The sequence below is a fragment of the Streptomyces yongxingensis genome, assembly GCF_055597465.1.
This window is the reverse complement of sequence record NZ_CM145717.1, coordinates 9,242,975-9,255,853: the sequence shown is the minus strand read 5'-3', so window position 1 is coordinate 9,255,853 and position 12,879 is coordinate 9,242,975. Positions and strand designations below refer to the sequence as shown.

The window sequence follows — 12,879 nt, the reverse complement described above, 5'->3', positions numbered from 1 at the left end:
CAGTCGCTCCATCGCCACCACTGCGCCGCCCTACGGATTGCCAAGTCTGGTCCGCGCGCCCGCTCCCCAGTCCCCTAACCACTCCCCTATCCCCCCTTGCCTCGGAGCGGTGCCATCAGCGGGAGCGCGCTCAGCAGGAGGACGCTCCCGTGGCACCGATGAGCAGCCACAGACGACGTGAGAGCTCCTGCCGGTTTCCCACCGAGAGCTTGCGGTAGACGCGGGTCAGATGCTGCTCCACGGTGCTGACGGTGATGTACAGACTCTTGGCGATCTGCCGGTTGGTCATGCCGGACGCCGCCAGCGTGGCCACGCGCCACTCGGCCTCCGACAGCACGGGTTGCTCGGCGCTCTCGACCGCTGTGCCCGCGGCTTCGTCGTCCTCGGCGTGTTCGGACTCCCCCGCGTCCTCGAGCAGTTGAGAGCTCCCGCCGCTCTCATCGCCGTCCACCACGAGCTCCCGTCGGCTCTCGTGCTGGGCGCTCATCCCGCACTCGTCCATCAGCCTCTGCACCTCGTGCCAGGTGGTGCGCGCCTGTTGCGTCTCCCCGGTGCTGAGGTAGTCCTGGCTGAGCTCGGTCAGCGTGCGGGCGAGTTCATAACGGTCACCCTGCTCACGCAGGCACTTGGCGGACTGGTAGAGGAGCAGCCTGCGCTTGTCCGGGTCCTCGGCCATGGCCAGGATGCGCAGCGCTCTGCCCCGGGTGCTCAAGGGCCGGTCGGGCGACAGCTTGAGTTCCTCCAGGGCGAGTCTCTTGGCCTCCGCCGGCTCCTGGACCCGCAGATACACCTCGGCGGCGTCGATGCGCCAGGGCGCCAGGTCACCGAAGTCCACCGGCCACTGGTCGATCAGCATCCCGCTCACCATGAAGTCGTTCAGCGCGGCGTACGGGCGGTTGGTGGCCAGGCAGTACTGCCCCCGGGCCCGGAGGTACTCCAATCCCACGACGCTGTCGAACATTTCCTTCGGCACCCAGTAATGCAGATACCGCTGGGCCTCTTCCAGTCTGCCCATGGCGGTGTGGGCCGCCACCAGCACGGACAGCGGCAATCCGATGGCGACGCCCCAGCCGCGCGGCGGGATGGACCGCAATGCCGTACCCGCGAGATCAATGGCGGTAGTGAAGTCCCCATAGCGGCACCGGATATAGGCGCGCATGGACAGGGCGACGGCGCACGGGGTCTTCATGTTCAGCTTGTCGGCCGCGGTGAAAAGCGCCCCGCACAGCCGGTCCGCCGCTTCCGATTCTCCCCTGGCGGCCAATGCCCAGACGATCCGGCAGGCGTATGCGTAAGCGAACCAGAAATGGTTGGAGGGCGACAGCAGGTGCATGGTGTCCGGGGAGAAGTCCGCCATCTGCCGAGGATCCTGCAGACGCCCGATCTCCATTCCCAGTTCGTCCACGGAGAGCTGGAGACCGTGCTCCAGATTGGCCGCCCACAAACCGTCGACTTCCCCGTCCGGGGCATCCTGCCCGGGGAAGTCGTGGATCAGCATCGGTTTGAGGAAGGTGACCCACTGCCGGGTCACCCGCAGAGCGGCCGTGCTGGACGCGGTATTGGTGTCACCACCCGACGACCATTTGAAGGTCTCTTCCGCGTCGCCGTACCGGCCGAACCACAGCGCCATGAAGAGCAGGAAGCACTGGTACTGCTCCGGGATGTCCGCCGGGGATTCCGCCCGTATCGCGGCCAGCAAGCGGTCCAGTTCGGGTTCTGCGGTCGCCGGATTGCTGGACCATAACGCGCCGACCAGCGCCATGAGGATGTCCATGTGCTCCCGCCCGCTGAGGTCCGCGCGGTCGGCGAGGCGCAGACTGGCGATCGCTTCCTCCGTGCACCCCTCGTCGAGATTCTTCTGGGCGGCCTGCCAGAGCACCGCCACGCCCTTTTGATCCGGCGTTTTGTCGGCTATGACCAAGAGCTCCGCCACCGCGATCGGGTCGGCCCCGTCGGCATACAGGAGTTCGGCCGCTCTCGCGCTGAGGCGGGCCCGGTCCTCCGCCGCCAGCGTCTCCAGCGCGACGGAACGGGCCGCGGGGTGCCGGAAACGACCGTCCTCCAGCAGGCCCGCGGAGTTGAGGAGGTCCATCGCCCGGGACGCGCGTTCCTCACCGTATTCGAGCAGACTGGCCACTCGCCCGGGGCTGCCGTACGGCCCGAGCACCGCGAGCGCCTGTGCCACCTGGAGCAGCGCCTGATGATTCAACAGGCACCGTTGATAGGACTCCTGGAATTCCGCTCCGACCGTGATATCTCCACCTGCCCCGCTCCGAGCGGCCTTGAGGTGGTCCCGCAGCAGGGCCTTGACCAGCCTCGGGTTGCCACCGCTGATGGCGTGGCAGGAGGCGCGGATCCGGTCGGCCAGGTCGGCGTCGCCGTGCCGCTCCAGCAGGCGCCCGACCCCGCACTCCGAGAGAGTGCCGATATCGATCTTGTAGAGGTGGTGGAAGCTGTGAACGCGGATGCCCAGGTGGTGGGTCTGCCCGCTGGTCATCACGACGAGGGTGCGGGTGCCGGACGCATGCCGGGCGATGTGCAGAAGGCACATCAGGGAGGGGTAGTCGGCATGCTCGGCATCATCGACGGCGAGGATCAGTTGCCTGCCGCCCGCGATGCGGTGCAGCACATCGGATATCTCCCGGACCAGACTTCTCAGCAGGTCGTGTTCGGCCTCCGCGTACCGCTCTCCGGCGGTCCTCCAGCGTGCCACGACATCCAATGCGCCGGTGGCCGCGGAGGATCGGATCAGCTGTTCCACGATATTGAACGGAATGGCGGCGTCGTCCGCGAATCCGGACGCCGTGAGACAGACCGCGCCCGATGCGGCCGCCTGCTCCTTCAGACTTCGTAATAAGGTGGTCTTCCCGACACCGGGCCCCCCGATCACTTGAAGAAGCCCGCCATTGCCTTTTGCTGCCGTGCCGAGAACATCGCTGAGCTCGGATTGATAATCTGTCAGTCCCATACTCATCAGTCCTCGCTGTGGGGGTTGCGTTTGAGCGATGAGTTGATCTCCGCAATCATCCCAGTCTGCGGAAGATAAATTTTCTGACGAGACAGATATCCGCTGCGTCGGCGGCGGCGAATTCTCTGATGTGGATCACCTCCGGTGGGAGCCAGCGCCCTTGACGGTCATATAAGCAGAGACACAACCGGAGCGATACCTTCCACCGGCTGTGACCTCAGCCACGGTTACCTTCCCCCGTGTGCCCCCGTGTGATCATGCTTGACTGAGCGGGCGGCCTGTCCGCACACCCCGGAAAGGGCGGGACGCCACCGGCGCCGACGCGCAGGGAAAAGGAGAGTGCGGCATGCCGACGCGAATACACCTCAGCCTATGAACCGGTTGTGGAACCGGCACTTCTTTGCTTTTTGCAAAGCTGGCGTTTACCAGCAGCCACCCCGGCCGGTAGCCGCTCCACGCCCGCCGCGGCGGACTCCGGATCGGCATGCCCCCAACCCGTGGCCATCCCCCGGTTGCCTCAACGTCATGTCACGCACCATTACCGGCAACCTCCTCGCGCTCAGCAGATATCGTCTGCCCCGACTCGGTCGCGGAGTTGCGGGGATTGACCCCTGTATGATCACCACGACAGCGAGACCGTAAACGGCCCCCGCCTCATGATTCCCCTAAACCCTGCGCCTTGATTCGGCCGGGATTTATCTGCCAGCAAAACGGCCGAAACGGATGCGCCGGTGGCCGAACGGGGCCGGACCCACGGCATACGATGCCGGAAGTCCTGGCTCCTGGCCACATCAAAGATGAGGGAGCGTCAACTGTGACCATCAAGGGCGCCCTGTTCGACTTCTCGGGGACGCTGTTCCGCATCGAGTCCACCGAGTCCTGGCTCCGTGCCGCGCTGGAGCGGAGCGGGACCGCCGTCCCGGACGAGGCGGTCGTACGGTACGCGCGGGACCTGGAGGACGCCGGGGCGCTTCCCGGCGGCGCCCCGCCGCTCGCGGTGCCGCCGCACCTGGAGGACGTGTGGCGCGTACGGGACCGCGGCGCCGAGCTGCACCGGGCCGCCTACACCGGTCTGGCCCGCCAGGTGCCGCTCCCCCGCCCCGAGCTCTACGACGCCCTCTATGACCGCCATAGGGAGCCCGCCGCCTGGCGGCCCTACCCCGACGCCCCCGAGGTGCTGGGCGAGCTGCGCCGACGCGGTGTGCGGATCGCGGTGGTCAGCAACATCGGCTGGGATCTGCGCCCGGTCTTCCGCGCCCACGGTCTGGACGGGCTGGTGGACGCCTATGTGCTCTCGTACGAGCACGGCGTCCAGAAGCCGGATCCACGGCTGTTCCAGGCCGCGTGCGACGCGCTGGGGCTGGAGCCGGGTGACGCCGTGATGGTGGGCGACGACCGCCGGGCGGACGCGGGAGCGGCGGCCCTGGGCTGCCGGGTCCATCTGGTGGACCATCTCCCGGTGGACCGGCGCCCGGACGCCCTGCGGGCGATTCTCGGCCTGCTGCCGGACGCCGCCACGGCTCCCAGGCAAGGCGCGGACGATCCAGTCACGGGGTCCGGTCGCCCCCGGTGAACATGTTGATCAGGCCGTGGGGCGCGTCGTCTCCGTAGAACAACTCGTGTACGTGGGTGCCTTCGGTGGCGGCCGCGGCGCTGCGGGGGAACATGGCCTGCTCGTACTCGGCGAGCGCGGCCTCGACGTCGTCGGGGTGCGCGGCGAGGGCCTCGCCGAGTTCGGCGCCGTCCAGCATGGCCAGGTTGGCGCCCTCGCCGTTCTGCCACCCGTACCGTCGTCGGCCCGGTCGAACAGAACGCTCCCGTCCCGGTCGAGGACCCGCATCGCCTGGCGGCCCTCCAGGACGAGGCCGCGGAACTCGTCCATCAGGCCGGCCGCCCGCAAAGCCGGCTGTCCGCTGTCCTCGTGGATGTCGAGCATCCCGCCCTGCGTGCGCGCCGTCGCAGAGGGCTCCGCCTCGTGGACGGTGGCCGGTATGCCGTGAACGTGCGGGGCGAACCCACCGGTTCGGGCGATCCCCCCGTGTCGCCCGAACCGGCGGAGACATGCGGCCGCCCTCAGGGGAACGGCGGACAACCGTACGTCCCCTGAGTATATTGGCTGACAGCCAGCCAACGCAGGAGTTACAGCATGGTCCCCCGAAGCCCGTCGGTCAATGAGGAGTTGCGGCGCCGATCCCAGGTCCGTCTGCTGGAGGCGACGGTCGAGCTGATCGGCGAGCACGGCTACGAGGCGACCACCCTCGCCGATATCGCCGACCGGGCCGGGGCGGCCCGCGGTCTGGTGTCGTACTACTTCCCGGGCAAGCGGCAACTGCTGCAGACGGCCGTGCACCGGCTGATGCACATGGAGCTGGCGCGGGGGCTCGAGCGGGAGCCGCGGCCGGAGGGCGAGGAGGCCGGGCGGGAGCTGCTGGCGCGGGCGATCGACGCGATCCTGGGCCTGGCCCGGGACCGGCCCCGGCTGATGCGGACGCACATGGCCGGGATCCTCACGGCCGAGGGCTTCATCCAGTGCCCCGAGCAGCAGCGGCTGGCCGGCCTGCTGCGGGACACCATCACGCGGTACGGCTCCGAGGACCCCGAGACCGACTACCGGCTGCTGCGTGCCCTGCTGATGGGTGCCGTGGTCGCGGTGCTGCTGCCGGGCGCGCCGATGGCGCCCGAGCGGCTGCGGGCGGAGCTGTTCCACCGCTACGAACTGGACTGGGAGCTGGGGCTCCCGCCGGGCGATGAGCCGCCCGACGGGAGCCGGATGAGCGCTCTGGGCTAGGGAGCCCGCGCTCAGCGGTAGTCGGGCTGCGTCTGCGTGTTGAGCTCGGGCAGCCGGACCGACTCGGCGCTGTCGGTGCGCCGGTCGTGGATCTTCAGGACGTCGAAGCCCTTGTTGATGTCGTTGGAGTAGATGTAGCCGTTGTAGTAGTACGCGGACCAGGAGCCGCCGGTGATGAGCGTGTCGCTGGAGAGCGGCCCGCGCTCGAAGTAGCCGATCTCCTTGGGCTTGTCGGAGTCGGTGAAGTCCCAGATGGACACGCCGCCCTGGTACCACGCCTGGACCATGATGTCGCGGCCCTTGGCCGGGATCAGCGAGCCGTTGTGGGCGACGCAGTTCTCGGTGTCGGCCTGGTGGCGCGGGATCTTGAAGTAGCTCCGGAAGACCAGCTTGCGCTTGTCGCCCTTGCCGACGATGTCGTAGATCCCGTCGGCACCGCGGTCCGGGCCCACCTCAGCGTTGCAGGTCGCGGCGCCGCCGCCGCCCAGCTCGTCGGTGAACACGACCTTGGTGCCGCCCTCGTTGAAGGTGGCCGAGTGCCAGAAGGCGAAGTTGACGTTGTCCTCGACCCGGTCGATGACCCGCGGCTTCGCGGGGTCGGCGATGTCGAGCAGGATGCCGTCGCCCATGCACGCGCCCGCCGCCAGCTTCAGCTTGGGGAACGTGGTGAGGTCATGGCAGCCGGTGGTCTGGGAGACGCCGGGGTTGGTGGGCGCACCCGGGTTTCCGCCGTCCGGGAAGAGCACGGGGAAGTCGATGACCGCGGCCTTCTCGGGCGCCGAACGGGGCACCTTGATGACGGAGATGCCGTCGTGCGGGGGCTGGCAGTCCGGGAAGGTGGCGCTGGGCGAGTACGAGGAGACGTAGATGTACACGTCCTTGCGCTCGGGCACCAGGGTGTGGGTGTGCGAACCGCAGGAGGTCTCGACGGCGGCGACGTACTTCGGGTTCCGCTTGTCGCTGATGTCGAAGACCTTCATGCCCTCCCACGAGGACTTCTCGGTCGCGGGCTGGGTGGTGCTGTTGCAGGAGTTGTCGCTGCGCGAGGAGTCGGTGGACAGGAAGAGCAGGTCTCCTGAGACCGACACATCGTTCTGCGAGCCCGGGCAGAGCACCTGGCTCACGACCTTCGGGCTCTTCGGCCGGCTGATGTCGTAGATGACGAAGCCGTCGTAGTTGCCCGCGAAGGCATACCTGCCCTGGAAGGCCAGGTCGGAGTTGGTGCCCTTGAGGTCCTGCTTGGGGATGTTGGTGAGGTGGCTGACATTGTCGCTGTGGACGATCTGGTCCACACCGGGGATGTCGCCGTTCTCGATGGCGGCCCTGGCTTCCGACTGCTGGCTCTTGGTCACCCGCTCCTTGTGGGGAGCGTCACCTGGATCGGGCGTCGCGGCCGCCGGGCCCGCGGCCAGCAAAGTGGCCACCAGTCCGAAGGCGGCCGCGGCCGCGCCCAGGTATCCGCGCCGCTGCGGAGGTCTTTCCCACGGCTTCACTACGTCCTCCCTTTGTCGCCGTCTCCGTTCGGAGTTGAACGGTTGACGGACCGGGGGAAGTATCGCTCTATCCATGTACACCACAACAGGTAGCAACATGTTCGTAAAGAGATTTTCCCAACTCGCCCGGACCGGGAGCGCCGCTGACGTGCTAAGACGGTCTGCGGATCCCAAGCGCCCCAGGAGGCCACGGTGTTGAACCGCCGTACGACGCTCCACTCCGCATCCCTCGCGGCCGCCGCGGCGGCGGCCGCCCTGGCACTCGTCCTGACCGGCTGTGACACGGAGAGCGGCGGCGGGGCCGACGCGGGGAAGGACAGGGACGGAAAGCCCTCGGTGATCGCGCCGGGCAAGCCCGGCGAGGCGGCGAAGAAGCTGTCGGCCGAGGAGGCGGCGAAGGCGGGCGACGACGACTCCCCCAACTCCGCCGACCGCTCCTACGTCCGCATGATGATCGAGCACCACCGGCAGGCCCTGGTGATGACCGACCTGGCCGCCGACCGCGCCAAGTCGGCGAAGGTCAAGCGGCTCGCGGAGCGCATCGCGTCCGGGCAGAAGCCGGAGATCGAGGCGATGCGCGCCTGGCAGAAGACCGATGGCGGCGAGCCGAAGGGCGGCGACGGGGACGGCCACGGGGGCCATGCCGCGAAGATGCCGGGGATGGCCACCGAGGCCCAGCTCGCGCGGCTGCGCGCCGCCGAGGGCGCCGACTTCGACGCGCTCTTCCTCGAGCTGATGATCGCCCATCACCGGGGCGCGGTCTCCATGGCCACGGATGTGCTGGCCCAGGGCAACAACGTCCGGGTGGAGGAGATGGCGAACGACGTGATCGCGCAGCAGAGCAGCGAGATCCGGCGGATGCGGCAGATGTCGTAGCGGGCGGCGCACGGAGCCCTCGGGGACCGTTGGACCGGCTTGGAGCCGGGCTCGCGGCGCGGTCGCGGGCCCGTGGACCGGCGGCCGGGCGGTGTCACCCGGGACGGTCCCTCGGCGCGTAGTGCCGGACAGGGCGCCCCGCCGGGTGGGATGCTGGAGACATCCTGCGGAAGGAGCTCCTCGTGCTTCGCGTCGCGGTCGTCGGTTCCGGGCCGAGCGGGGTGTACGCCGCCCAAGCGCTCGTCCAGCAGCAGGCTGTCCCCGAGGTGTCGGTGCATGTGCTGGACCGGCTGCCCTGTCCGTACGGGCTGGTGCGCTACGGTGTCGCGCCCGACCACGAGAAGATCAAGTCGCTGCAGAACACGCTGCGCGCGGTCCTGGAGCACCCCCGGGTCAGCTTCCTCGGCAATGTGCAGGTGGGCCCGCCCCCGCTGGTGCCCGAGCGACTGCTGGGGCTCTACCACGCGGTGGTCTACTGCGTGGGCGCGGCCACCGACCGGCGGCTCGGCGTTCCGGGCGAGGAACTGCCGGGCAGCTTCTCCGCGACCGAGTTCGTCTCCTGGTACAGCGCCCATCCCGACGCGACCGTCGACACCTTCGCGCTCGGGGCGAGTTCCGCCGTCGTCATCGGGGTGGGCAATGTGGCGGTGGACGTGGCGCGCATTCTGGCCCGTGGGGCGGAGGAGCTGAGGCCCACCGATGTGCCGCACGCCGCCCTCGGGGCGCTGTCCGAGAGCCGGGTCTCGGACATCCACATGGTCGGCAGGCGCGGGCCGTCGCAGGCGAAGTTCACCACCAAGGAGCTGCGTGAGCTGGGCGCGCTGACCGGTGCCGATGTGCTGGTGCGCCCCGAGGAGCTGGCGCTGGACCCGGCGTACGCGGACCCGTCGGGGCTGCCGGGGATCAACCGGCGCAATGTCGAGGTGCTGCGCGACTGGGCGCGACGCGAGCCCACGGGCCGGCCGCGCCGGATCCATCTGCGGTTCTTCCTCAAGCCGGTGGCGCTGCTGGGCGAGGGCGCGGTGCGCGCGGTGCGCTTCGAGCGGACCGCGCCGGACGGGCGCGGCGGAGTGGCGGGCACCGGGGTGTTCGAGGACATCGAGGCGCCGCTGGTGCTGCGGTCGGTGGGGTACCGGGGTGTGCCGCTGCCGGGGCTGCCGTTCGACGAGGAGCGCGGCACGGTCCCCAACACGGCGGGGCGGGTGCTGCGCGGCGGCGAGCCCTCGCCCGGGGAGTACGTGGCGGGGTGGATCAAGCGCGGCCCGACCGGGGTGATCGGCACCAACCGGCCGTGTGCGAAGGAGACCGTGGCCTCGCTGCTGGCCGACGCGGACGCGCTCGCCGCCCGCCCGGTGGTGGCGGATCCGCTGCGGGCGCTGCGCGAGGCCGGGGTGGAGCCGGTGGAGTGGACCGGCTGGCTGCGGATCGAGGCGGCCGAGGAGGCGCTCGGGGAGGCGCTGGGGCGCACGAAGGTGAAGATCCCGGACTGGACGGGGCTGCTGGGCGCGGCGCGCGGGCAGGAGTGATCCGGGTCGGGCGCCGGTCGGCTTCCACCGGCGGTCCGCGGGTCCGCGCGGTCCAGAGGGTTGACACAGGGCGGCAACACTCCTGAAATCAACAGATTGTTTAAGCCTTCTACGGTCGCCTCACCCCGATCCGCCGCCCAACCCCGCGCCGCGCGAGGAGCCGCCATGACGTCCGTACGCCATCCCGTGGACGAGGTGCCGCCGCCCGGCCGGCTCGCCGCCTTCGGACTCCAGCATGTGCTGGCCATGTACGCGGGCGCGGTGGCCGTGCCGCTGATCGTCGGCGGGGCGATGAAGCTGTCCCCCGCCGATCTGGCGTATCTCATCAACGCCGATCTGCTGCTGTGCGGTATCGCCACGGTCCTGCAGTGCGTGGGGCTGTGGCGGTTCGGCGTCCGGCTGCCGATCATGCAGGGCTGCACCTTCGCGGCGGTCACCCCCATGGTGCTGATCGGCACGGAGGGCGGCGGGCTGCCGGCGATCTACGGCTCGGTGATCGTGGCCGGGGTCGCGATGATCGTGCTGGCACCGGTCTTCGGGCGGCTGCTGCGGTTCTTCCCGCCGCTGGTCACCGGCACGGTGATACTGATCATCGGCCTTTCGCTGCTGCCGGTCGCGGGCAACTGGGCGGCGGGCGGCCAGGGCGCGCCGGACTTCGGTACGCCGAAGAACCTGGGCCTGGCCGCCGGGGTGCTGGTCCTCGTCCTGGCTGTGCAGCGCTTCGCGCCCGGGTTCCTCGGCCGGGTGGCGGTGCTGGTGGGAATCGTGGCCGGGACGGCGGCCGCGATACCCATGGGCTTCACCGACTTCTCCGGGGTAGGCGACGCCGACTGGGTCGGCGTCTCCACCCCGTTCCACTTCGGCGCCCCCTCGTTCGAGACGCCGGCCGTGGTGTCCATGCTGGTCGTCGCGCTGGTGACGATGACCGAGACCACCGGCGACTTCATCGCGGTGGGCGAGCTGACCGAGCGCCCGGTCGACGGGCGGCGGCTGGCGGACGGACTGCGCGCGGACGGCGCCGCGACCGTGCTCGGCGGGGTCTTCAACACCTTCCCGTACACCGCCTTCGCGCAGAACGTCGGCCTGGTGGGGATGACCCGGGTGCGCAGCCGCTGGGTGGTGGCGGCCGCGGGCGGCCTGCTGGTGCTGCTCGGGCTGGCCCCGAAGCTGGGCGCGGTGGTGGCGGCGATCCCGGCCCCGGTGCTGGGCGGGGCGGGTCTGGTGATGTTCGGTACCGTCGCGGCGAGCGGGCTGCGCACCCTGGCCGGGGTGGACTTCCGGGACAACCACAACCTGACGGTGGTGGCGGTGTCGGTCGCCGTGGGGCTGCTGCCGGTGGGCGTGCCGGGGATCTACAAGGAGTTCCCGGACTGGTTCCAGACCGTGATGGACAGCGGGATCAGCGCCGGGTGCGTCACCGCGATCGCGCTCAATCTGCTCTTCAACCACCTGCCGGGCGGGCGGACTTCAGCCCCGGTCGCCGCCGAGGCGCCCCTCCTGGAGGGCCGCGGCGGCGAGGACGCTGTCGAGCAGTCCGGGGAACAGCGCGTCTAGGTCGGCGCGGCGCAGCGCGTTCATCTTGGCGGTGCCCCGGTAGATCTGGTGGATCACACCGCATTCGCGCAGCACCCGGAAGTGGTGGGTGGTGGTGGACTTGCTGACCGGCAGGTCGAAGACCGAACAGGACAGCTCGCAGGTCTCCTCGGCGAGCGTCCGCACCACCCGCATCCGCATGGGGTCGGAGAGCGCGTGCAGCACGTCCTCGAGGCGGATCGCCTCGCGCCGCGGATGCTCCAGCGAGCGCCCGGACGCCTGGGGCTGGGACGACGCCTGGGGCTGGGACTGGGGCGCGGTCGGCGTGGTCTGCGTCTGCACGGCTGCTCCTCATCGCCTCGTTCCGATGCCTCCAGTGTAGTTTGACGATCGCCGTACTACTTCGGCTCCGAACCACGTGAGGCCCCGGACGGGACGGCGACAGCGTTCAGGGGCTAGGGTCCTTCTAGCGGACCGCGCGGTGGTACTGGTCCGGGTTGTGCACCTGGCCGCCCAGCTCGGCCGCCGCATGGCGAGCGAAGTAGGGGTCCCGGAGCAGCTCGCGACCCAGCAGCACGGCGTCCGCCTCGCCATTGGTGACGATCTTCTCGGCCTGCTTCGCCTCGGTGATCAGCCCGACCGCGGCCACCGGCAGCCCGGTCTCCCGGCGCACCCGCGCGGCGAACGGCACCTGGTAGCCCGGCTCCACCGGAATGCGCACACCGGCGGCGTTGCCTCCGCTGGAGACGTCGAGCAGGTCCACGCCGTGGTCCTTCAGCAGGGCGGCGAGCCGGACGGTGTCATCCGGGGTCCAGCCGTTCTCCTCCAGCCAGTCGGTGGCCGAGATACGGAAGAACAGCGGCAGTTCGTCCGGCCAGACCGCGCGGACCGCGTCGACGACCTCCAGGGCGAAGCGGACGCGGTTGTCGAAGGAGCCGCCGTAGCCGTCGGTGCGGTGGTTGCTGTGCGGGGAGAGGAACTCGCCGATGAGATAGCCGTGGGCGCCGTGGATCTCCGCCACCTCGAAACCGGCCGCGAGCGCGCGCCGTGCGGCGTCCGCGAACTGGCGGGTGATCTCGCCGATCCGCGCCTCGGACAGCTCGTCCGGCACCGGATGGCCCTCGTCGAACGGGACCGGGCTCGGCCCCAGCGGCTGCCAGCCCCACTGGTCGGCGCCGAGCGGGGCACCGCCCCTCCAGGGAGCGTCGGTGGACGCCTTACGGCCGGCATGGGCGAGCTGGATGCCCGGCACGGTGCCCTGCCCCTTGAGGAAGCCGACGATCTTGACGAACGCCTCGACCTGGGCGTCGTTCCAGATGCCGAGGTCTCCGGGGCTGATGCGGCCCTCGGGGGACACGGCCGTCGCCTCGACCAGGATCAGTCCGGTGCCGCCGGTGGCGCGGGCACCGTAGTGGACGAAGTGCCAGTCGTGCGGGACCCCGGCGCCCTTATCCGGGTCCGCGCTGTACTGGCACATGGGCGACATCCAGAGGCGGTTGGGGATGGTCAGCGACCGCAGGGTGAAGGGTTCGAAGAGGGCACTCATGAACGTCTCCGTTTCTCCTCGTGGGGTCCGGCCGGACCGCCGCTTAGTACGGTAAACATCGTAGTACGACGATCGTCAAATTACGAAGCCCTCGTATGACGCGCATGACCTTGTGTGGCGCATGCGCCCTCGCGTGACGCGGCTGCTTC

General features: G+C 69.9%; 10 protein-coding genes and 1 pseudogene. 5 read left to right on the top strand and 6 right to left on the bottom strand.

Annotated features, from left to right (window positions below; translation table 11 throughout):
* Positions 1–130: 130 nt before the first annotated feature.
* Positions 131–2,968 (bottom strand): helix-turn-helix transcriptional regulator, encoded by a 2,838-nt coding sequence (locus tag ACZ6TD_RS39745; RefSeq protein ID WP_471345963.1) that lies wholly within the window; start codon positions 2,966–2,968, stop codon positions 131–133.
* Between the two features lie 814 nt (positions 2,969–3,782).
* Here ACZ6TD_RS39745 and ACZ6TD_RS39740 point away from each other — a divergent pair.
* Entirely contained in the window at positions 3,783–4,541 is a 759-nt protein-coding gene (locus ACZ6TD_RS39740; RefSeq protein ID WP_471345961.1) for an HAD family hydrolase, read from the top strand.
* Here ACZ6TD_RS39740 and ACZ6TD_RS39735 read toward each other — a convergent pair.
* Complete coding sequence (locus ACZ6TD_RS39735) at positions 4,516–4,719, bottom strand: hypothetical protein (RefSeq protein ID WP_471358867.1); 204 nt, start codon at positions 4,717–4,719, stop codon at positions 4,516–4,518. The two genes, ACZ6TD_RS39740 and ACZ6TD_RS39735, sit on opposite strands and share 26 nt — an antisense overlap.
* A 23-nt stretch (positions 4,720–4,742) precedes the next feature.
* Positions 4,743–4,973, bottom strand: a pseudogene (locus tag ACZ6TD_RS39730) (FAD-dependent monooxygenase); the annotation flags it as partial.
* A 141-nt stretch (positions 4,974–5,114) separates the two neighbouring features.
* On the opposite strand from ACZ6TD_RS39730, the gene ACZ6TD_RS39725 reads away from it, so the two are divergent.
* Positions 5,115–5,756, top strand: coding sequence for a TetR/AcrR family transcriptional regulator (locus ACZ6TD_RS39725; RefSeq protein WP_471345959.1), 642 nt, complete (start codon positions 5,115–5,117; stop codon positions 5,754–5,756).
* Between the two features lie 11 nt (positions 5,757–5,767).
* On the opposite strand, the gene ACZ6TD_RS39720 is transcribed toward ACZ6TD_RS39725, so the two are convergent.
* The gene (locus ACZ6TD_RS39720; protein ID WP_471345957.1) at positions 5,768–7,249 is read right to left on the bottom strand and encodes an LVIVD repeat-containing protein; all 1,482 of its coding nucleotides are present in this window, start codon (positions 7,247–7,249) and stop codon (positions 5,768–5,770) included.
* A 192-nt stretch (positions 7,250–7,441) separates the two neighbouring features.
* On the opposite strand from ACZ6TD_RS39720, the gene ACZ6TD_RS39715 reads away from it, so the two are divergent.
* From ACZ6TD_RS39715 to ACZ6TD_RS39705, 3 genes are all read left to right on the top strand, one after another.
* A complete protein-coding gene (locus ACZ6TD_RS39715) occupies positions 7,442–8,125 on the top strand; it encodes a DUF305 domain-containing protein (protein ID WP_471345955.1) in 684 nt (227 codons plus the stop codon).
* Between the two features lie 182 nt (positions 8,126–8,307).
* Positions 8,308–9,651 (top strand): FAD-dependent oxidoreductase, encoded by a 1,344-nt coding sequence (locus ACZ6TD_RS39710; protein WP_471345953.1) that lies wholly within the window; start codon positions 8,308–8,310, stop codon positions 9,649–9,651.
* Between the two features lie 165 nt (positions 9,652–9,816).
* Positions 9,817–11,205, top strand: a complete 1,389-nt coding sequence (locus tag ACZ6TD_RS39705; RefSeq protein ID WP_471345951.1) for a nucleobase:cation symporter-2 family protein — start codon at positions 9,817–9,819, stop codon at positions 11,203–11,205.
* On the opposite strand, the gene ACZ6TD_RS39700 is transcribed toward ACZ6TD_RS39705, so the two are convergent.
* Both ACZ6TD_RS39700 and ACZ6TD_RS39695 read right to left on the bottom strand, forming a co-directional pair.
* Positions 11,119–11,448 (bottom strand): ArsR/SmtB family transcription factor, encoded by a 330-nt coding sequence (locus ACZ6TD_RS39700; protein WP_210948560.1) that lies wholly within the window; start codon positions 11,446–11,448, stop codon positions 11,119–11,121. The two genes, ACZ6TD_RS39705 and ACZ6TD_RS39700, sit on opposite strands and share 87 nt — an antisense overlap.
* A 202-nt stretch (positions 11,449–11,650) precedes the next feature.
* Positions 11,651–12,730, bottom strand: coding sequence for an NADH:flavin oxidoreductase/NADH oxidase (locus ACZ6TD_RS39695; RefSeq protein ID WP_471345950.1), 1,080 nt, complete (start codon positions 12,728–12,730; stop codon positions 11,651–11,653).
* Positions 12,731–12,879: the final 149 nt, after the last annotated feature.